Source organism: Roseateles sp. L2-2, assembly GCF_050613215.1.
In the GTDB taxonomy this organism is placed as follows: Bacteria; Pseudomonadota; Gammaproteobacteria; order Burkholderiales; family Burkholderiaceae_C; genus Roseateles; species Roseateles noduli.
In genome coordinates this window covers 1,850,163-1,870,641 of record NZ_CP192509.1, presented here as the reverse complement: position 1 = coordinate 1,870,641, position 20,479 = coordinate 1,850,163, and the positions used below count along the sequence as shown (strand labels likewise).

General features: G+C 68.9%; 14 protein-coding genes. 8 read left to right on the top strand and 6 right to left on the bottom strand.

What is annotated here, in order from left to right; translation table 11 throughout:
• Positions 1-35 precede the first annotated feature (35 nt).
• From ACQZ13_RS08485 to ACQZ13_RS08460, 6 genes are all read right to left on the bottom strand, one after another.
• Positions 36-1,352 carry an ABC transporter permease gene (locus ACQZ13_RS08485; RefSeq protein ID WP_431051023.1) on the bottom strand — a complete coding sequence of 439 codons (1,317 nt, stop codon included), beginning with the start codon at positions 1,350-1,352 and terminating at the stop codon, positions 36-38.
• A gap of 2 nt (positions 1,353-1,354) precedes the next feature.
• Positions 1,355-2,524 carry an ABC transporter permease gene (locus ACQZ13_RS08480; protein WP_431051021.1) on the bottom strand — a complete coding sequence of 390 codons (1,170 nt, stop codon included), beginning with the start codon at positions 2,522-2,524 and terminating at the stop codon, positions 1,355-1,357.
• A 40-nt stretch (positions 2,525-2,564) separates the two neighbouring features.
• Positions 2,565-3,260 carry an ABC transporter ATP-binding protein gene (locus ACQZ13_RS08475; protein WP_431051019.1) on the bottom strand — a complete coding sequence of 232 codons (696 nt, stop codon included), beginning with the start codon at positions 3,258-3,260 and terminating at the stop codon, positions 2,565-2,567.
• 64 nt (positions 3,261-3,324) lie between these two features.
• The gene (locus ACQZ13_RS08470; RefSeq protein WP_431051017.1) at positions 3,325-4,542 is read right to left on the bottom strand and encodes an efflux RND transporter periplasmic adaptor subunit; all 1,218 of its coding nucleotides are present in this window, start codon (positions 4,540-4,542) and stop codon (positions 3,325-3,327) included.
• 298 nt (positions 4,543-4,840) lie between these two features.
• Positions 4,841-5,488 (bottom strand): response regulator, encoded by a 648-nt coding sequence (locus tag ACQZ13_RS08465; RefSeq protein WP_088403375.1) that lies wholly within the window; start codon positions 5,486-5,488, stop codon positions 4,841-4,843.
• The gene (locus ACQZ13_RS08460) at positions 5,485-6,645 is read right to left on the bottom strand and encodes a histidine kinase (RefSeq protein ID WP_431051015.1); all 1,161 of its coding nucleotides are present in this window, start codon (positions 6,643-6,645) and stop codon (positions 5,485-5,487) included. Before ACQZ13_RS08460 ends, ACQZ13_RS08465 begins: the two co-directional genes overlap by 4 nt.
• A gap of 283 nt (positions 6,646-6,928) precedes the next feature.
• Between ACQZ13_RS08460 and ACQZ13_RS08455 the strand changes: the two genes are divergently transcribed.
• From ACQZ13_RS08455 to ACQZ13_RS08420, 8 genes are all read left to right on the top strand, one after another.
• Complete coding sequence (locus ACQZ13_RS08455; RefSeq protein WP_067276237.1) at positions 6,929-7,387, top strand: hypothetical protein; 459 nt, start codon at positions 6,929-6,931, stop codon at positions 7,385-7,387.
• A 121-nt stretch (positions 7,388-7,508) separates the two neighbouring features.
• Positions 7,509-7,871 (top strand): response regulator, encoded by a 363-nt coding sequence (locus ACQZ13_RS08450; RefSeq protein ID WP_067068294.1) that lies wholly within the window; start codon positions 7,509-7,511, stop codon positions 7,869-7,871.
• Positions 7,872-7,890: 19 nt separating this feature from the next.
• Positions 7,891-10,029: a chemotaxis protein CheA gene (locus ACQZ13_RS08445; RefSeq protein WP_431051012.1), complete on the top strand. Its 2,139-nt coding sequence runs from the start codon at positions 7,891-7,893 to the stop codon at positions 10,027-10,029.
• A 71-nt stretch (positions 10,030-10,100) separates the two neighbouring features.
• Positions 10,101-12,029 (top strand): methyl-accepting chemotaxis protein, encoded by a 1,929-nt coding sequence (locus tag ACQZ13_RS08440; RefSeq protein ID WP_431051010.1) that lies wholly within the window; start codon positions 10,101-10,103, stop codon positions 12,027-12,029.
• A gap of 21 nt (positions 12,030-12,050) precedes the next feature.
• Positions 12,051-12,596, top strand: a complete 546-nt coding sequence (locus tag ACQZ13_RS08435) for a chemotaxis protein CheW (protein WP_088403372.1) — start codon at positions 12,051-12,053, stop codon at positions 12,594-12,596.
• Positions 12,597-12,765: 169 nt separating this feature from the next.
• The gene (locus ACQZ13_RS08430) at positions 12,766-14,889 is read left to right on the top strand and encodes a methyl-accepting chemotaxis protein (RefSeq protein WP_431051007.1); all 2,124 of its coding nucleotides are present in this window, start codon (positions 12,766-12,768) and stop codon (positions 14,887-14,889) included.
• Between the two features lie 139 nt (positions 14,890-15,028).
• The gene (locus ACQZ13_RS08425) at positions 15,029-17,113 is read left to right on the top strand and encodes a M3 family metallopeptidase (RefSeq protein ID WP_431051005.1); all 2,085 of its coding nucleotides are present in this window, start codon (positions 15,029-15,031) and stop codon (positions 17,111-17,113) included.
• A 153-nt stretch (positions 17,114-17,266) separates the two neighbouring features.
• On the top strand, positions 17,267-20,422 hold the full coding sequence (locus ACQZ13_RS08420) for a VIT domain-containing protein (RefSeq protein WP_431051003.1): 3,156 nt from the start codon (positions 17,267-17,269) through the stop codon (positions 20,420-20,422).
• Positions 20,423-20,479: the final 57 nt, after the last annotated feature.

The window sequence follows — 20,479 nt, the reverse complement described above, 5'->3', positions numbered from 1 at the left end:
CGGCCGATGCTTCCCAGCACCGGCCGGTTTTCATTTCAGAGCTCGCGCAGCGCGGTCGTGACCGGCAGACTCGCCGCCCGCACCGCGGGGAACAGGCCGCCGATGAAGCCGATGGCCAGGGCCCATTTCAGGCCTTCCCACAGCAGCTGACCCGACACCCGCAGCTCGAAGCTGAGCTTCCCCACGGACCCGGCCGCCATCGTCGACGCCGCGTGCCCGTTGAAGATCAGGTAGGCGATCCCGCCGCCGATGACGCCGCCGACCGCGGCCAGCAGCATCGTCTCCAGCATCACCGCCACTACCACCGGCAGCCCGGGGAAACCGATCGCCCGCAGCGTGGCGATCTCGCGGGCCCGCGTCGCGACGGCCGCGAACATGGTGTTCAGCGCGCCGAACACCGCCCCCACCGCCATGATCGATCCGACCACGATCCCGATGATCCGCAGGATCTTGGTCATCTGCTCCGACTGCTTGGCGAAGAACGCCAGCGTGGTCGTCGCATCGACCTTCAATTGCGGATTGGCTTCCAGCGCCGCCTTGAACTCCTTGAAGGCCTTCGCGTCGGTCAGCTTCACGGTCACCGAATTGCGGCTCGCGCCGCGCCGGTAGGTCTCGGCAACGACGGGCGCATCGGCCCACAGTTCCGATTCCATCGAGTCTCCCGACGCGAACACGCCCGTCACCGTCCACATCTGGCTGCCCAGGCGGATCTGCTTGCCGGGCTCCAGGCCTTCGAACTGACGCGCCGCGCCCTGGCCGACGATCAGCTCCTTGAGCCCCGGCTGGAACTTGCGTCCGTCGACGATCCTGACCTGCGGCCGCACCGCGAAGGCTTCGTCGCCGACGCCGCGCATCTGGACACTTCCCTCCTCGTCCGTCTTCGTGCCCTTGACCGGCAGATTGGCCGCGACCACCGTCTCCGCGGACAACAGTGGTTCGCCCTTGGCGGACTTCGCCACGCCCGGCGCCTGGCTGATCTGCGTGATGTCGTCGCGCGTCATGACGGAGGCGACCTCCGCCGCCGAGGCGCCCCGCAGCACGATGGCGGTGTCCTCGCTGCCGGACTTGCGCAGCGTCTCCGAATAGCCCTCGGCCATCGCGAGCAGCGCCACCAGCACGCCGACCACACCCGCGATGCCCACGACGATCACCGCCGACGAGCCGATACGCTGCGGCAGCGTGCTCACGCCGACGCCGGTCACCGAGCGCGCCTGCGCGCCGCGCCGCGTCAGGAACATCCACAGCGCCAGCAGCACCGCCAGTCCCAGCGCGCCGAACCACGGCAGCATCACCCACGCCACCAGCACGAGCACCAGCAGCAGCACCAACCCCAGGTTTTTCAGGAATTTCATGCTCAGGCCCTCCCCGCCAGTGCGTCGGTGATGTTGAGTCGCATCGCGTTCAGGGCCGGCAGCGCGCCGACGATCACGCCGAACAGCACCATCAGGCCGACGCCGGTGGCCCAGCTGTTCAGGCCGGCGGCCGGCAGGTTCAGCGTGCCGCCGCTGCCCGCGCTCACCGCCGGTCCGATCACGCTCGCCAACCCCAGTCCGATGACGCCGCCGATCACCAGCAGCAGCACCGATTCCGCCAGCACCATCGCCAGCACGCTGTGACCGGAGAAGCCGATCGTCTTCAGCACCGCGATCTCGCTGGTGCGCTCGCGCACCGCCTGCATCATCGTGTTGCCGGACAGCAGCAGCAGCGTGAAGAACACCGCGCCCATGATCGAGCTGACGATCAGCCCGATGTCCGCCACCTGCTTCATCCACGAGGCCATCGCTGCCTGCTCGGTCTGGGTGCGGGTCTCATGGTCGGAGTTGGCCGAGATCGCGTCGATCGCCTTGGCCACGCGGTCCGCCTGGTTCGCGTCGGCCACGCGCGTCACGTACCAGCCGACCTGACCCTGGTTGTAGGGCGTCGTGTCGTCGAAGTACTTCCAGTTCAGCAGGAACATCTGGTCATACCAGCCGCCGGACTTCTTGTCCGCGGCGTGGATGAGGCCGACGATCTCGAACTGCCAGTTCTTGCTGCCGTTGCGGTCCGGGAAGATCGTCGACTGCAGCGGGATCTTGTCCCCGACCTTCCAGTTGAAGCGCTTGGCCAGGCCCTCGCCGACCAGCGCGCCGATGCGCGTCGTGGCGAACGCCTGCCTGGCCTGGTCGGTGACGACCATCTCCGGGTACATGTCGAGGTAGTTCGGCGCGACGGCGAAGCTGAAGACCTGGTTGTGCGGGTCCTGGTAGGCGCCGCCGAACCAGTTCGCGTGGGTCACGAGCTTGACGCCGTCCACCGACTGGATGCGCTGCGTCAGCGCCATCGGCAAGGTCTGGATGAACGACAGCCGCGAGCCGGTCTGCAGGCGCGACGCGCCGTTGGCCGACTGGCCGGCCTGGTCGAAGGAGGTGCGGACCGCGTCCAGCAGCCCGAACAGCAGGAACGCGGTGATGATGGACACCAGCGTCAGCACCGTCCGGAGCTTGCGCCGGAACAGCGCCGCCCAGATGAGGTGAAGGTATTTCATGGCGAGCCCTTTCTTGGGACTTGACCCGGACGTCGCGGCGTCAGGCGGTCGCGGACACGGTCTGCTCGACCAGCGTGCCCTTGTCCAGGTGCAGCGTCTGGCGGGCGCGCTCGGCGGCCTTGGGATCGTGGGTGACCATCACGATGGTCTTGCCGTGATCGCGGTTGAGCGCCTGCAGCAGCGCCAGCACGTCCTCGGCCGATTGACGGTCCAGGTCGCCGGTGGGCTCGTCGCAGACCAGCAGGGTCGGGTCGGAGACGATCGCCCGCGCGATCGAGACGCGCTGCTGCTGACCGCCGGAGAGTTCCGTCGGCTTGTGGCTGGCGCGGTCCGACAGACCCACCAGTTGCAGCGCGATCGCGGCGCGCTTCCTGCGCTCCGACGCGGACAGTTTGGTCAGCAGCAGCGGCAGCTCCACGTTGCGCTGCGCCGAGAGCGTCGGCATCAGGTTGTAGAACTGGAACACGAAGCCCACCCGGGCGGCGCGCCACTTCGCCAGCGCGGCGGAGCTGAGCTGGTCGATGCGCTCGCCGCCGATGGCGATGCTGCCGCCGCTGGGCTGGTCCAGCCCGCCGATGAGGTTCAGCAGCGTCGTCTTGCCGGAGCCCGAAGGCCCCATCAGCGCCAGGAACTCGCCCTCACGGACGTCCAGGTCGATGTGGTGCAGCACTTCCACCTTCTGCTTGCCGCGGGTGTAGACCTTGGACAGGTCACGGATCTCGATCAGATTGCTCACGGTGACTCCTCGCTTCGGTTTCCTGGACTTCCAGCGGGGACATGGCGTCCCCGCGCTGTCGGCTTCACTTGCCGGCCGTCGGCTTGATCTCGCCGCCGTCGCGCAGGGCCTCGGGCGGGTTGAGGACGACGGTGTCGCCGGCCTTCACGCCGTCGAGCACCACCGCCTGGTCGCCGACCGGCGTGCCTTGGCGCACCTTGCGCTGGACGACGGCCTGGCCGTTCACGACGAACACGACGTCGCTGCCGTCGCGCTGCGCGACGGCCGATTTCGGCACCAGCACGCCGGGCGGAGGCGCGGTCTGCGCGCTCTCCTTGGCGGCGAGGAAGGACACGCGCACGCCCATGTCGGGCACGACGCGCTGGTCCTTCTGTTCGAGCGCGACCCGCACCTTGACGGTCGCCTTGCCGCGGTCGGCCGACGGCACGACCGCGATCACATGCGCCGGGATGCGCCAGTCGGGATAGGCATCCAGCACGGCCTGGGCTGGCATGTCGGCCTTGACCTGGCCGATGTAGGCCTCGTTGACGTCGACATCCACTTCCAGCGAGTCCATGTCGACGATGGTGCCGACGCCGGTCCGCGTGAAGCCGCCACCGGCGGACAGCGGCGACACGATTTCGCCGACCTGCGCCGCCTTGGCGGTGATCACGCCGGAGAACGGCGCCTTGACGACCGTGTAGTCGAAATTGACCTGCGCCTGCGCCGCCTGGGCGGTCGCGGCATCGGCCTCGCGCCGGCGTGCTTCCAGTTGCGCGGCGTAGGCGTTCACCGCGGTGCGCGCCTGCTCGGCGGATTGCTTCGTCGTCATGCCGCTGAGCGCCAGTTCATCCTGACGTTTCAGGTCCGACTGCGCCTGCAGCCACTGGGCACGCGTGGCCTCGATGTTGGCCTGCGCGCTCTTCACGTTCGCCCGGGCCATGTCCAGCGCGGCGCGCAAGGCATGATCCTCCAGCCTCGCCAGCACCTGACCCTTCTGGATCTTGTCGCCTTCCTCGAACAGGACCTCGGTCAGCGTGCCGGTGATCTGCGTGGATACCGTCGCGGCGCGACGCGCCGTCACGTAGCCGGTGGCCTGCAGCACGGCGTTCCCGCCGGCACCACCGCGCGCCTGCGCCGACGCAGTCTCGACCTCCGGTACCTGCGACTGACGCCACCACCACCAGCCGGCCGCAGCCAGCAGCGCCAGCACGATCAACGCCACCAGCAGCCCCCAGACCCAGCGCGGCGGCCCGCCACCATGGTCCTCGCGCTCGTTGCCCTGGATGCGCAACTCTTTCAACAGTGCGGTATCGATGACAGCCCCCTGTGTGTCAGTACGGGGCGCATTCTCCGAGGCACCCCCTGCTCGTCAATGCTGACTTGCGATGAATGGCGGCTGGCTGGCGTGAACGTCCCCGGAGGACGACGAACGGAGCGGGCAGAATTCGACAGACTTCGGAAGGCCAGGCGCGGGCTCTCCACGGGGCATGGGGCCTCGCGTCCGCGAACCCCAAGCCCCATTCCGGCCCCACCATCGCTCGCTGACTTCACGTCAACGGAGGTCCGGGACCTTCGATCAGCGCTCGATCAGCGTTCCATCAACTCTCGACCAGTCCGTTGCGGATGGCGTAGACAGTCAGCTCGGAGTTGTTGGACAAGGCCAGCTTCTCCAGGACGCGAGCCCGGTACACGCTCACCGTCTTCGGGCTGAGCATCAGTTCCTCGGCGATGTCCGACAGGCGCTTGCCCGACGCGATCATCACCAGCGTCTGGAGCTCACGGTCCGACAGCTTCTGGTGGGCCTGCTCTGGCGCAGGCGCGGTCAGGCTCTCGACCAGCATCTGCGCAATCTCCGGCGTCACGTACTTGCGGCCCTGGGCCACGGTGCGCACGGCCTGCACCAGCAGCTGCGGATCGCCCCCCTTGTTCACGTAGCCGAAGGCACCGGCGCGCAGCGCGCGGATGGCGTACTGGTCTTCCGGATACATCGAGACGATCAGGACGCGGGTCGTGGTGCCCTCGTCCTTGAGGACGTGCAGCACGTCCAGGCCGCTGCGCCCCGGCATGTTGATGTCCAGTACCAGCACGTCGCACTGCTTGTCGACGGGCAGCGTGCGCATCAGGCTGCGCAGCTCGCCGTAGTCGCCGGCCTCGCCGACGACCTCGATGTCGGGGGCGTCGGACAGGGTGTCGCGGATCCCGCGACGGATCAGCGCGTGGTCGTCGCAGAGGATGACTTTGATCATAGGGCGCCCCACGAAGACGGATCATGCCCGGCACCGGCCGGGATCGGTTCTCCGTCGTCGTCGAACTCGAAGTCGCCGAAGACGCCGCGCAGCGGCACCGACAGGATCAGCGCCGTGCCCTGCAGGCCGCTGCTCAGGTCCACCCAGCCGCCCACCGTCGCCGCGCGCTCGCGCAGGCCGCGGATGCCGAAGCTGCGCGCCTTGCTCAGGTCGCCCGGCGCGACGCCGTGACCGTTGTCCTTGATCTCCAGCGTCAGCACGCCGCCCTCCATGCTCAACTCCACGTCGACCTTGGTCGCCCCGGCATGCTTGGACACATTGGTCAGCGCCTCCTGCGCGCAGCGGTAGGCCACCAGAGGCACGCCCGCCGGGAGCTGGAACTGCTCGCCGACATGCCGCACAGCGGTCGCGATGCCGGTGCGGCGTTCGAAACGCGCGGCCAGCCACTGCACTGCTGCCAGCAATCCCTGTTCCAGGATCGCCGGACGCAGGTTGTGCATGATGCGCTGGCTCGATTCGATGGCGCTGGTGACCGTCTCCAGCGCGGACTGCACGCGTTGCTGCACGTCCTCGTCCTTGCTGTGTCGCGCGATCCAGGCCAGGTCGAACTTCAGCGCCGTCAGCGATCCGCCCACGTCGTCATGGATCTCGCGGGCGATCGCCGCCCGTTCCATCTCGACGCTGGTCTGCAGGTGCCCCGCCAGTTCATGCAACTGCTGTTTGGACTTGAGCAGTTCGCGGTCCGCTTCCTGCCGGGCGAGTTGTGCCTCGCAGGATTCGATGGCATGCAGCAGCGCCGGCGCCAGGCGCGCGAGGTTGTTCTTGAGGAGGTAATCCGAGGCCCCGGTTCGCATGGCGGCCACGGCAGTGTCTTCGCCGATCTCGCCCGATACCAGCACGAAAGGCAGCACCAGGTGCCGCTGCTTGATCATGTCCAGCACGACCAGGCCTGAAAACCCCGGCAGGTTGTAATCCGAAATCACCGCGTCCCAGGTCCGGTCGAGGGCTGCCTCGATATCGGGCAGCGTGTCCAGTCGCGTGATCTCGAATCGCAATCCGGCCCGTTGCAACTGGGCCAGGATCAGTTGGTGATCCAGGTCGGAATCCTCGATATGAAGCAGGCGCAGAGAGCGCTCGGCCAGGGGGAGAGTCGGCATGGCCGGGAGTATGCCAAGTTTGTCGCGCATCCCTCATCTATGCAGGGAACCCCCACGTTTTATTCATCTGGAAACCGTAGAGTCTTGGGTTTACCCTTATCGAGATTTGTCACGGTCACGTCGATGACCTACCGATCTGAGCTATTGGGATGACTTTGCACGGTTAGTCCCGTCGACAGATGCGTGGCAAAAGCCGAAGATTCTTGCCAGCCGACAAGTCCGGGCGCATGTTTGAGTTGGGCAGACATGAAGACGCACCAGGACACCCCTAAGTGGAGCCAAGATGCAAATCGATGAGACGTCGGTCGAGCCGGAAGGCACAGGACTGATGCCGCTGCTCGCCGCTGCCGAGCTGCAGGACCATCTGATGACGGTCAACAACGATCTCGAGCGCCTGCAGCGCCTGCTCGACGACGCCTGCGAGGCGTTGTCGACGCATTTCTTCGGCGCGTCGAGCCTCGTGGACCAGATGCGCGAGCGTCTGCCGGAGGCGAAGGACCAGGACGCGCTGCAGCAGCTGATGCTGCATCTGGCCGGTGCGATCACCGCGCTGCAGTTCCAGGACATGTCCACGCAGTTGATCGCGCATACCAGCCAGCGCCTGCGCAACTGCTCGGACCAGCTCGCCCGGGACACCTTCGGGGACGACGAGGACGGCATGGCCGTCGTCGAGACCGCCCCGCTGCGTCCCAATCCCGTCACGCAGGACGAGATGGACGCCGGTTCGGTCGAACTGTTCTGAAAGTTCACCCGATACGTCCGTTAGGTCACGAAATCACCGGGCACCGTCACCAGACCGCCCTCAAGGTCCTCAAGAATCTTCAGGTCCACCCGAAAACCGCTTGTCATCCGGAGAACTCAAAATGCCCTCGATCCTCGCCGTAGACGATTCGGCCTCCATGCGCCAGATGGTCTCGTTCACCCTCAAGAATGCGGGTTTCAACGTCGTGGAGGCGGTGGACGGACAAGATGCCTGGGAGAAGTCGTCCCAGCGCGACTTCGACCTGGTGCTGACCGACCAGAACATGCCCCGGATGGACGGGATCAGCCTGACCAAGAAGCTGCGCGACAACCCCAAGTTCAAGACGACGCCGATCCTGATCCTGACCACCGAGTCCAGCGATCAGATGAAGCAGGCGGGCCGCGCAGCGGGCGCCACCGGATGGCTGGTGAAGCCGTTCGACCCCGCCAAGCTGATCGAAGTGATCGGCAAGGTGATCCGCTGAAGGCTAGCTGGAGAGATTCATGGGAGATATGACCTCCGAAGGCGCAAATCTGGGCGCAGGCATCGACCTGAGCCAGTTCTACCAGGTCTTCTTCGAAGAAGCCGGGGAGAACCTCGACAACATGGAACAGCTGCTGCTGAACCTGGACATCGAGAATCCGGACGACGAGCAGATGAACGCCATCTTCCGTTGCGCCCACTCGATCAAGGGCGGCGCGGCGACGTTCGGCTTCAACGACGTGGCGGAACTGACGCACCAGATGGAGACGCTGCTGGACAAGCTGCGTCGCCATGAACTGGCGCCGACCTCGCCGATGGTGGACGTGCTGCTGCAGTCCGGCGACGCGCTGAAGGCGCAACTGGCCCGGCATCAGGGCTCGGGCGCCGACGCGGTGGACACCTCCGCCCTGCTGAGCAGCATCCGCACGCTGGTGGACGGCGGCACGCTGGACGGCGCCCGCGCCCCGGCGCCTGCCGCCGCCGCGCCGGCCCCCACCCCGAAGGCGGCCGCGCCGGCCGCCGCGCCGATCAAGTCGACCGTGCGCCAGCTGGAACTGCTGGTCGGTCCGCTGAGCGACGCCGCGCAAGCCGACAACCTCGTCGAGCTGTTCAAGGAAATCACCGATCTCGGCACGATCGAGCCGCTGGACGGCGGCATCTCCGCCGACGGCATGCGCCGCTTCAAGGTGCTGACGAGCAGCACCGACAACGACCTGCTGGACCTGTTCACCTTCCACGTCTCGCGCGAGCAGGTCAAGCTGCTGCCGCTGAGCGAAGGCTTCGGCTTCCACGAGGGCGCCCCCGGCGCCCCGGTGGAGACCAAGAAGGACGAGGATCCCGGCTACGGCTTCTTCGACGACGCCCCCGGCATTCCCGAAGCGACCGCCGCCGAAGCCAAGGCCGAAGCACCCAAGGCCAGCGTGCCGGTGCCCGCCGCCAAGCCGGCCGCGCCCGCGCGCACCGAGGTCGCTCCGCGCGCCGGCGGCGCCAGCCCCGACCAGTCCACGCTGCGCGTGTCCGTCGAGAAGGTCGACCAGCTGATCAACCTGGTCGGCGAACTCGTCATCACGCAAGCCATGCTGGCGCAGAACAGCCGCAACCTGGATCCGGGCCTGTACCAGCAGCTGGCCTCCGGCCTGGCCGACCTGGAGCGCAACACGCGCGACCTGCAGGAATCGGTCATGTCGATCCGCATGATTCCGATGTCGGTCGTGTTCAACCGCTTCCCGCGCATGCTGCGCGACCTGGCGGCCAAGCTCGGCAAGAAGGTCGAGCTGGTCACCCAGGGTGAAGCCACCGAACTGGACAAAGGCCTGGTCGAGAAGATCACCGACCCGCTGACCCACCTGGTGCGCAACAGCTGCGACCACGGCATCGAGTCGCCCGCAGACCGCGTCGCCAAGGGCAAGCCCGAGCAGGGCACGATCACGCTGGTCGCCTCCCACCAGGGCGGCTCCATCGTCATCGAGGTGCGCGACGACGGCCGCGGCCTGAACCGCGAGAAGCTGATCCGCAAGGCCCGCGAGAAGGGCATCGACGCGCCGGACACGATGACCGACCAGGAAGTCTGGGGCCTGATCTTCGCGCCGGGCTTCTCGACCGCGGACCAGGTCACCGACGTCTCCGGCCGCGGCGTCGGCATGGACGTGGTGAAGAAGAACATCACCTCGCTGGGCGGCACGGTGGAGATCGACTCCGCCGAAGGCTACGGCATGAAGGTCTCGGTCCGCCTGCCGCTGACGCTGGCCATCATGGACGGCATGAGCGTGGGCGTCGGCGAAGAGGTGTACATCCTCCCGCTGTCGTCGGTGGTCGAGTCCTTCCAGGTCCAGTCCGACACCATCAAGACCGTCGGCGGCTCCGGCCGCGTGGTCGAGGTGCGCGACGAGTACATGCCGGTGGTCGAGCTGGAGCAGGTCTTCAACGTGCCGCGCTTCGACTTCGAGCATGTCAGCTCGATCATGGTCGTGGTCGAAGCCGAAGGCGGCCGGGTCGCGATGCTGGTGGACGAGCTGCTCGGCCAGCAGCAGGTCGTGGTGAAGAACCTGGAGGCGAACTACCGCAAGGTGACGGACGTCTCGGGCGCGACCATCATGGGCGACGGCCGCGTGGCGCTGATCCTGGACGTGGGCAGCCTGGTGCGCCGCTCGCGTCATTGAGATCCCCGGGCGTTCTTGAATCAGGGCGGACGTCGGCCGGCAGGCCGGCGCCCAACGCATAAGAGGTAGACATGAATTTCAGCGCGTTGATGCGTCAATTCAGTATCCGGACCCGCATGATCGGCGCGATCGGCATCGTCCTGGCGCTGCTGATGGTGGTCGGCAGCGTCGGCCTGTTCGGCATGCAGTCGATGCGCGGCCAGACCCAGGAGTTCCTGGAGAAATCGACCGCGCGCGGCAATCTGCTCGGCGATCTCACGGGCACGATGGGCAAGCTCCGTGTCCATGAGAAGGACATGATCATCAATTACGAGAAGCCCGAGGTGGTCAAGGACCGCCACGCGAAGTGGGATGCCGCCCGCAAGAAGGCTTCGGAGCAGTTGACGGAACTCGCCAAGCTCAGCGGCGCCGACGACCAGGACGCGATCAAGAAGCTGCAGACCGCGCTGGAAACCTACGCCGCGAAGTCCTCGAACGTCGTGACGCAGCTGGAAGCCGGCGCGTACGACCACGCCGCGGTCGCCGACCGTCTCCTGCAGCCGGCCAAGGACCAGGTGGTCGAGGCCGAGAAGCAGCTGGACGAACTCGGCGCGCGGCTCGAAGCGCAGTCCGAAGCGATGCGCCAGGGCATGGAAAGCACCCAGGGCGGCGTGCTGTGGACCTTCGGCCTGGTGCTGGTGTTCGCCGCGATCGTCGTGGTGCCGCTGACGCTGCTGAACATGCAGACGATCTGCGCGCCGCTGGCCGACGCCGAGGCCCTGGCCGCCGCGATCGCCGAAGGCGACCTGTCGCGCACGATGAAGCCGGTCGAAGGCGTCGACGAGGCGTCCAAGCTGATGCGCTCGCTGCACCACATGCAGGAAGCGCTGCAGTCCATGGTCGGCCAGCTGCGCACGGCCGCCGATTCGATCCGCACCGCCTCGGTCGAGATCGCCACCGGCAACCAGGACCTGTCCAGCCGCACCGAACAGACCGCCTCCAACCTGCAGGAAGCCGCGTCCTCGCTGGTCCAGCTGACGGGCACCGTCAAGCAGACCGCGGACTCGGCGCGCACCGCCAACCAATTGGCCTCCTCCGCCTCCGGCGCCGCGGCCAAGGGCGGTGAAGTCGTGAGCCAGGTCGTCTCGACGATGGACGAGATCAACGCCAGCTCCAAGCGCATCAGCGACATCATCGGCACGATCGACGGCATCGCCTTCCAGACCAACATCCTCGCGCTGAACGCGGCCGTGGAAGCGGCGCGCGCCGGCGAACAGGGCCGCGGTTTCGCGGTCGTGGCCGGCGAGGTCCGCTCGCTGGCGCAGCGCAGCGCCGAGGCCGCCCGCGAGATCAAGACCCTGATCGGCGCCAGCGTCGAACGCGTCGAGACCGGTTCGCGCCTGGTGCAGGAAGCCGGCAGCACGATGAGCGACATCGTCTCCAGCGTGCAGCGCGTGACGGACATCATCGGCGAGATCACCGCCGCGTCCAGCGAGCAGAGCGACGGCATCAGCCAGGTCAACCAGGGCGTCAGCAACCTGGACCAGATGACGCAGCAGAACGCCGCGCTGGTCGAGCAGTCCGCCGCCGCCGCGGAAAGCCTGAAGGACCAGGCCGAGCGCCTGGGCGGCGTGGTCGACCGCTTCCGCGTGTCGGGCCATGCGCCGGCGCTGTCGGCGACCGCCTTCACGGCCAAGTCCGACGGCGTGGCGAAGCCAGCAGCCACGTCGGCGTCGGCGGCGCACGGCGCCACGACGACGATGTCGCCGGTGAAGCCTGCCGCCAAGTTCGAGAGCAAGGCCGCACCGGTCAAGCCCGCCGCCGCCAAGGCGGCGTTCAAGGCCACGTCGGCGAAGCCAGCGGCCACGACGGCCGCCAAGTCCACCACCACCACCACGACGGCCGCCAAGCCGGCCGTCGTCAAGCCCGCGGCCTCGCCCAAGGTCGCGCCCGCACCGTCCACTCCCAAGCCGGTTGTCCCGGCCACCACCGCCGACGACGGCGACTGGGAAACCTTCTAATCAGCCGCACGAGGTCAACACATGGAAATCGTCCAACAAACCGGCACGCAAGTCGTGCAAGCGAACTCCAGCGCGCTGGTCCCGCACGGCGCCGCGAATGCCGCGCCCGCCAGCGGCGAGTACCTGACCTTCCGCCTGGGTCAGGAGGAATACGGCATCGACATCCTGAAGGTCCAGGAGATCCGCTCCTACGAGCAGCCGACCCGCATCGCCAACGCGCCCGACTTCATCAAGGGCGTCGTGAATCTGCGCGGCGTGATCGTGCCGATCGTCGACCTGCGCCTGAAGCTGGGCTGCGCCACGGCTGAATACAACAGCTTCACCGTCGTGATCGTGCTGAACGTCAAGAACCGCGTCGTCGGCGCGGTGGTGGACTCGGTGTCCGACGTGCTGGAGCTGAACCGCGACGTGATCCGTCCGGCGCCGGAACTCAGCGCCAGCACCGTCAACACCAGCTTCATCATGGGCATCGGCGCCGTCGCCGAGCGCATGCTGATCCTGATCGACATCGAAGGCCTCATGTCCAGCGCGGACATGGGACTGATGGATGCGATGACGGTCGCCTGACCGAACGACAGAACGCCCGGCCAGTCCGGGCGTTTTTTCTGGTCGGTGCGCGCCGCAGCGGCGCGCGCCATGGAGAGAGACAGAGAGAGCGGATCGTGGAGGCGACGCCTGAGAGCGCAAAGCCCGGCGTCGGCAGACAGGCAATCGGCAGCAGCCAAGGAGCCCGTTCATGTTCGACTCGATCAAGACACGCCTCATCGCGCTGGGCGTCGGCATCGTCGCCCTGACCCTGCTGGCGATCACCGTCGCCAACTACGTGACCGTGCGGGGCCATACCCGCCAGCAGGTCTCCCAATCCCTCGATGAACTGGCCGCGGCGCGCTCCGACGCGATCCGCCAGTGGGTCCGCTCGCAGCGCGACATCGTCGCGTCCCTGCAGCCGGCCGTCGCGGCGGCCGATCCGGTGCCGCTGCTGCAGCAGGCGGCGAAATCCGGGCGGCTCGAAGCCGCCTACGTCGGTTTCGCCGACAAGAAGATCGTCTTCAACACGCCGCAGAACCTGCCGGCCGACTACGACCCCACGGGGCGCCCCTGGTACACCGGCGCGGCGTCCGCCTCCGGCACCGTGCTGACCGCGCCCTACATGGACGCCTCCAAGGGCCGGCTGGTGGTCACCTTCGCCGCGGCGGACAAGAGCGGCGGCGCCACCAAGGCGGTGATCGCGACGGACGTGTTCCTGGACGACGTCGTCGCGACGGTCCAGGCGATCAAGCCGACGCCGGGCGGCTTCGCCTTCCTGATGTCCAAGGACGGCAAGATCGTCGCGCACCCCGACGCCAAGCTGGCGCTGAAGGACGCCACGGCCGTCTCCGACCAGTTGACGCCACAGGCGCTGGCCACGGCGCTCGATCCCGCCGCGGGCTGGGTGGAGGCCAACGTCGGCGGCGACGTCTTCCTGGTCAGCGGCACGCCGATCGCCGATACGGACTGGCAGTTGTTCGTCGCCGCGAAGAAGGACGAGGCGCTGGCCTCGCTCGGCGCGCTGCTGCGCACGGCGGTGATCACGGCGCTGATCATGATGGCGGTCGCCGCGCTGGCGATGACCGGCACGATCAGCGCGATGCTGAGCGGCGTGGACCGCGTGCGCGCCGCGCTCGACGACATCAGCGCCGGCGACGGCGACCTGACGCAGCGCCTGCCGGCCGGCGGCCGCGACGAGGTCGGTCGCATTGCGGCCTCGTTCAACCTGTTCGCCGAGAAGATCCAGCGCATCCTGCTGGACGTGCGGTCGGCGAGCAACTCCATCACCACGGCGTCCAGCGAGATCGCGATCGGCTCGCAGGACCTGTCGCAGCGCACCGAGGAGACGGCGTCCAACCTGCAGCAGGCCGCGTCGTCGATGGAGGAACTGACCGCGACGGTGCGCCAGACCGCCGACGCGGCGCAGACGGCCAACCAGCTGGCGTCGAGCGCCTCCAGCGCGGCGGCGCGCGGCGGTCAGGTCGTCGGTCAGGTGGTCTCGACGATGGACGAGATCACCGCCAGTTCCCGCAAGATCAACGACATCATCGGCACGATCGACGGCATCGCGTTCCAGACCAACATCCTGGCGCTGAACGCCGCGGTCGAAGCCGCTCGGGCGGGCGAGCAGGGCCGCGGCTTCGCGGTGGTCGCGAGCGAGGTGCGCTCGCTGGCGCAGCGCAGCGCCGAGGCGGCCAAGGAGATCAAGACGCTGATCGGCGCGAGCGTGACCAGCGTCGAAGCCGGCTCGCGGCTGGTGCAGGCGGCGGGCGAGTCGATGAGCGACATCGTCGGCAGCGTGCAGCGGGTGACCGACATCATCGGCGAGATCACCGCCGCGTCGACGGAGCAGAGCAGCGGCATCGCGCAGGTCAACGACGCCGTCGTGCAGCTGGACCGGATGACGCAGCAGAACGCGGCGCTGGTCGAGGAATCCGCCGCCGCGGCGGAGAGTCTCAAGGACCAGGCACATCGGTTGACGGAGATCGTGTCGGTCTTCCGCCTCGGCGCGGACGGGATGCCCGCCGTTGCACGCACCGCCAAGCCTGCGTCGGCGGCTCGACCGGCGGCGACGGCGGCATCCGCCGCGACGACCGGCCCCGCCAAGGCTTCGCAGCCCGCCGCCGGTTCGACCGCCGCGCGCAAGTCACCGCCCGCGCCGCTCGCTCGCAAGGCGCCATCGGCGTCGCCGTCTCCCAACAGCGCCGCCACCGAACCCGCCACGGCGGCCGCGCCTGCCGCGAAGTCGCCTCCGCGGCCTTTGCCGCCATCCGCCCCGCCGCCGCCCCGCCCCGCGCCGGCGGCCGACGACGGCGACTGGGAGACCTTCTGAGGCAGAGAATGCAGGTCTCGTGCGGGACGGTCCCGGCTTGATAGCCCGGGCCCCGCCCCCACGATAGAAACCTCCCGCGCAAACGCGCGCGAAAGGCTGAGACACTGTTCCGGCATTTCGTCAGACTCACGAGGCCTGCATGACCGATTCCACCGCCGACACTGGCCCCACACCGGGCGCCGCATCTTCCGCCGCGAACCCGCTGCTCTCCACCGCGTCGCTGCCGGACTTCGCCGCGATCGACCCGTCGCACATCCAGCCCGCCGTCGCCGAACTGCTGGCCGAGGCCCAGAAGGCGCTGGACCAGGTCACCGCGTCCGACGCTCCCGCCGACTACGACTTCCTGTCCCGCACGCTCAACGTCGCTTCCGAGCGTCTGGGCACCGCCTGGGGCGCCGTGGGTCATCTGAACGCGGTCGCCAACACGCCGGCGCTGCGCGAGGCCTACAACGCGATGCTGCCCGCGGTGACCGAGTTCTACACCGCGCTCGGCGCCAACGAGGCGCTCTACGCCAAGTACAAGGCGATCGCCGCCCAGCCCGGTCTGACGCCTGAACGCGCGCAGCTGCTGAAGCATTCGATCCGCGACTTCGTGCTGTCCGGCGCCGAGCTGCAGGGCGAAGCCAAGGAGCGCTTCGCGAAGATCCAGGAACGCAGCGCCGAACTCGGCCAGGCCTTCTCCGAACACGTGATGGACGCCACCGACGGCTGGAGCTACCTGGCGAAGGCCTCGGAGCTCAAGGGCGTGCCGCCGGACGTGATCGCGAACGCGCGCGCCGCGGCGGAGAAGGACGGCAACACCGATCCCGATACCCACAAGCTCACGCTGCACTTCCCCGTCTACATGCCGGTGATGCAATACGCCGAAGACCGCGCGTTGCGCGAGCGGCTGTACCGCGCCTACGTGACGCGCGCCAGCGAGCTGGGCGACAAGCCCGACCATGACAACGGGCCGCTGATGCAGGAACTGCTGATGCTGCGCCAGGAAGAGGCGCGGTTGCTGGGCTTCGCCAGCTTCGCCGAGGCCTCCCTGGTGCCGAAGATGGCCACCTCGCCCGCACAGGTGCTGACCTTCCTGCGCGACCTCGCGGGTCGCGCCCGGCCGTATGCGCAGCGCGACCTCGACGAACTGCGCGACTTCGCCAAGGCGGGCCTGCGCATGGACGACCTGCAGGCCTGGGACCTGCCCTTCGTGTCCGAGAAGCTGAAGGAAGCGCGCTACGCGTTCTCCGACCAGGAGGTGCGGCAATACCTGACCCTGCCGCGCGTGCTGGAGGGCCTGTTCCGCATCGTCGACCGCCTGTTCGGCGTGCAGCTGGTGCCGGCGAAGGCTTCGGTGTGGCACGAGTCGGTGCAGTTCTGCGAGCTGCGTCGCGACGGCCGTCTGATCGGGCAGGTGTACCTCGACCTCTACGCGCGAAACGGCAAGCGGCCGGGCGCCTGGATGGACGAGGTCCGCAGCCGCTGGGCGCGGCCGGACCTGGCGGGCACGGGCACCGAGCAGATCCCCGTGGCGCACCTGGTGTGCAACTTCCCGCAGGGCGCGGAAGGCAAGCCCGCGCTCCTGACGCACGATGACGTCACGACGCTGTTCCACGAATGCGGCCACGGTCTGCACCATCTGCTGACACGGGTGTCGGAGCTGGGCGTGTCGGGCATCTCGGGTGTCGAATGGGACGCGGTCGAGCTGCCCAGCCAGTTCATGGAGAACTTCTGCTGGGAGTGGGAAGTGATCCAGCAGCTGTCCGCCCACGTGGACACCGGCGAGCCGCTGCCGCGCGCGCTGTTCGACAAGATGCTGGCGGCGAAGAACTTCCAGGCCGGCCTGCAGACGCTGCGCCAGATCGAGTTCTCGCTCTTCGACATGCGGCTGCATGCCGAGCCGGGCTCGGAGACGCGCGTGCAGGAACTGCTGGGCGAGGTGCGCGACGAGGTGGCCGTGCTGCCGCCGCCGGCGTTCAACCGCTTCCAGCACAGCTTCTCGCACATCTTCGCCGGCGGGTATGCGGCGGGCTACTACAGCTACAAGTGGGCGGAGGTGCTGTCGGCCGACTGCTGGAGCGCGTTCGAGGAGGAAGGCGTGTTCAACCCGACGACCGGTCGGCGCTACCTCGACGAGATCCTGTCCATGGGCAGCGTGCGCGACGCGATGGACAACTTCAAGGCCTTCCGCGGCCGCGAGCCGCAGATCGACGCCCTGCTGAGGCATCAGGGCATGGCCTGACCTCGCGATCCCGGGAACTCGTCAACCGCGAGGCCCGGGGCCGCGTTCCTCCCGGAACCGAGGGAAACCCGGTGGCGCCGGCGGCGTGAGCCGCCGGCAACATGGCGTTCAGGGCGCAGGCGACGGACCGGCGCCCCTCGAGGGAGACATCGCATGCTGAATCACCGATCGCGCCGCCTGAGCGGCGCGCTTCGCCGCGCCGCCGCGGCCCTGGCCCTGCTGCTGGGCGCGAGCGCCGGGATGGCGCTGTCGCCGGTCATGCCGCCGCCGCCTCCCCCGATCAAGCCGCCGCCGGTATCGCCACCGATCTCGCCGCCGGTGCGCTGGATCTCGATCCAGGCGGCGGACGCCAGCACGCCGATCCGGCTGCGGCAGGTGTCGGTGCAAGGCCGCATCAGCGGCAGCTCCGCAGTGTCGCGCGTCGAGCTCACGCTGTTCAATCCGAACGCCCGGGTGCTGTCCGGAGAGTTGCAGTTCCCGCTCAGCGGCGGTCAGACCGTGACCGGGTTCGCCCTCGACATCAACGGGGTGCTGCGGCGCGCCGTGCCGGTGGAGAAGGCCAAGGGCCGCCAGGTCTACGAGGACACGATCCGCCAACGCGTCGACCCGGCCTTGCTCGAAGTCACCGAGGGCAACTTCTACAAGCTGCAGGTCTATCCGCTGCCCGCGGGCGGCACGCGTCGCGTGGTGCTGGAGATCCGGGAATCGCTGGAGAGCGCCGGTGCCGACGCCGCGCCGGTCTGGCGCCTTCCTCTGCAGTTCAACGGCGCCGTCGACCGCCTGGCGGTGGACGTGCGGATCGACGGTGCCTCGCCGTCGCAGCTGAACGCCTCCTGGGGGCCGGAGCCGCTGGCTGTCGTGCCGATGCCGGACGGCGGCAGCCGCCTGCGCGCGCAGCGCGACGGGGCCGAGGCCTCCGGCGAACTGCGCATCGCCTTGCCGGCCCGCCTCGCCTCGCCGGCGGTGACCACCGAACGCTTCAAGGGCAAGACCTACGTCCTGGCCGAGGTGCCGCTCGATGCCGCGCCGTCGCCGCGACCCGTACCGCGCACGGTGGGCCTGGTGTGGGACGCGTCCGCGTCGGGCGCCGCCCGGGATCATGACCGCGAATTCGCGCTCCTGGACGAATGGTTCCGGACGCTGCGTTCGGTCGAGGTGCGGCTCAAGGTCGTCCGCAACGACGCCGAACCGGTGGAACGCTTCGTCATCCGGGACGGCGATTGGCGCGCGCTTCGACAGCGTCTGGAGCGCGTGCCGTACGACGGCGCGACCGCCCTGGGCGCAATGGACACCCCGGACGGCAGCGACGTGACCTTGCTGTTCACCGACGGCCTAGGCACCTGGGGCGCGGGCGGCCTGCCGGCCACCGGCAAACCGCTGTTCGCGTTCTCCGCCTCAGCCGGCGCGGCCGAAGCGTCCCTGCGCCGCACCGCTGAATCGCGCGGCGGCGCCTACGCGGACCTGCTCACGACGGACGCCGCCGAGGCCGTCCGGTTGATGGCCCAGGAACGGCCACGCGTGCTGGAAGTCAGCGGGCTGGGCGCCGGCGAGTGGGAGACCGGATCGATCCACCCGCAGGGAGGTCGTCTGCTGATCGCCGGCGTCATGACGCAGCCACAGGCGACGATGAAGCTGCAGCTCTCGACGCCAGGCGGCGCGCCGCGCACGATCACGGTGCCGCTGCGTGTCACCGCCCCCGAACCTGCGGCGGCGGCGACGTCGTCAGACCCGGCCGAGGCTGCCGAGGCCACCGCCGTCGTCGGGCTCGCCGCCTATCGCTGGGCGAGCTTCCGTCTCGGACGACTGGACGCGGACCGCGCGGCCCAGCGTCAGGCCATCCGCCGGCTGGGCATGGACTTCGGGCTGGTGACGCGGGAGACCTCGCTGATCGTGCTGGACGCCGCCGCCGACTACGTGCGCCATGACATCGAGCCACCCGAGGACCTGCGCGCCGAATGGGAACGGCTGATGGCCACGCGGACGGCGACGCGCCAGAGCGATCGCGCCGAGGCCCGCCGCGACGTGATCCAGCGCTTCGAGGACAAGGTGCTGTGGTGGTCGGAGACGCCGGCGATGCGCGCCGCCGCGCGCCAGATGGCCGAGCAGATCGCGGGGAAGAACCGGCGCGACGTGTCCGTGCCGGTCATGGTTCAAGCGCCGATGCCAGCACCCGCGCCTGCGCCGCAGGAGTTCAGACCGGCGCCCATGGCGGCGCCGGCGACGCCCGCCCCCGCCCCCGCCACGTCGGCTCGTCCGCCCGAGCCCCCGCCCGCGGCGGCCCCGGTCGCACCGGCCCCCATTCGCCCGATCGCGGAGGCGTCGCGGTCCCAGCGCATTGCCGCGGAGACGATGCCCGCGGCAGCAGCACAGGCGCCGTCGCGCACGGCCGGCGACGGCGACATCGCGCTGCGCCCCTGGCAGCCCAACGAGGTCTACGCCCAGCGCCTGAAGAGCGCCGCCGACAAGGACCTCTACGCGATCTACCTGGACGAGAAGCCGTCCTACCTGCGCAGCTCGGCGTTCTTCCTCGACGTGGCGGACCGCCTGATCGAACGCCGGCAGACCGCGCTGGGGCTGCGCGTGCTGTCCAACCTGGCCGAGATGGACCTGGGCAACCGCCAGCTGCTGCGCATCCTGGCCTACCGGCTGAAGCAGGCGGGCCGTCCGCGCGACGCGATCCCCATCCTGGAGGAAGTGCTGCGCCTGGCGCCCGACGAGCCGCAGTCCTACCGCGACCTCGGGCTGACCTGGGCCGACGCGGGCGAGCCGCAGCGCGCGGTGGACCTGCTCGCCGAGGTCGTGAACCGGCCCTGGCAGAACCGTTTCCCCGACGTCGAGCTCATCGCGCTGGCCGAACTGAACGCGATCGCCGAACGCTCCCGGCTGCAAGGCAGGAAGCTGGACCTGTCGGCGATCGACGCGCGGCTGCGCCGCCCGCTGCCGCTGGCCCTGCGCGTGGTGATGAGCTGGGACGCGGACAACACCGACATCGACCTGTGGGTGACCGATCCCGACGGCGAACGCGCGTATTACGGCAACGTGCTGACGCGCCAGGGCGGACGCATGTCGCGCGACTTCACCGGCGGCTACGGCCCCGAGGAGTTCTCGCTGCGCGTGGCCAAGCCGGGGACCTACACGGTGCAGGCCAACTTCTTCGGCCACCGGCAGCAGGTGATCGCGCCGTCGACGACGATCATGGTCCGCCTGTCCACCGGCTTCGCGACCGCGCGGCAGCAGGACAAGGACATCGTCCTGCGCCTGAGCGGCCGCGGCGACGGCGTCGTCGTGGGCACCTTCACCGTGAAGTGACGGGCCAGGGGGAAGCGACCCGGCGCCAGTGTCAGCGCCGGGCCGGGGGCCCGGTGC

Excerpts from the sequence above, each read along its gene's own strand:
- ACQZ13_RS08485 (WP_431051023.1), bottom strand. The coding sequence starts at position 1,352 with ATGAAATTCCTGAAAAACCTGGGGTTGGTGCTGCTGCTGGTGCTCGTG.
- ACQZ13_RS08480 (WP_431051021.1), bottom strand. The coding sequence starts at position 2,524 with ATGAAATACCTTCACCTCATCTGGGCGGCGCTGTTCCGGCGCAAGCTC.
- ACQZ13_RS08465 (WP_088403375.1), bottom strand. The coding sequence starts at position 5,488 with ATGATCAAAGTCATCCTCTGCGACGACCACGCGCTGATCCGTCGCGGG.
- ACQZ13_RS08460 (WP_431051015.1), bottom strand. The coding sequence starts at position 6,645 with ATGCCGACTCTCCCCCTGGCCGAGCGCTCTCTGCGCCTGCTTCATATC.
- ACQZ13_RS08455 (WP_067276237.1), top strand. The coding sequence starts at position 6,929 with ATGCAAATCGATGAGACGTCGGTCGAGCCGGAAGGCACAGGACTGATG.
- ACQZ13_RS08450 (WP_067068294.1), top strand. The coding sequence starts at position 7,509 with ATGCCCTCGATCCTCGCCGTAGACGATTCGGCCTCCATGCGCCAGATG.
- ACQZ13_RS08445 (WP_431051012.1), top strand. The coding sequence starts at position 7,891 with ATGGGAGATATGACCTCCGAAGGCGCAAATCTGGGCGCAGGCATCGAC.
- ACQZ13_RS08440 (WP_431051010.1), top strand. The coding sequence starts at position 10,101 with ATGAATTTCAGCGCGTTGATGCGTCAATTCAGTATCCGGACCCGCATG.
- ACQZ13_RS08435 (WP_088403372.1), top strand. The coding sequence starts at position 12,051 with ATGGAAATCGTCCAACAAACCGGCACGCAAGTCGTGCAAGCGAACTCC.
- ACQZ13_RS08430 (WP_431051007.1), top strand. The coding sequence starts at position 12,766 with ATGTTCGACTCGATCAAGACACGCCTCATCGCGCTGGGCGTCGGCATC.
- ACQZ13_RS08425 (WP_431051005.1), top strand. The coding sequence starts at position 15,029 with ATGACCGATTCCACCGCCGACACTGGCCCCACACCGGGCGCCGCATCT.
- ACQZ13_RS08420 (WP_431051003.1), top strand. The coding sequence starts at position 17,267 with ATGCTGAATCACCGATCGCGCCGCCTGAGCGGCGCGCTTCGCCGCGCC.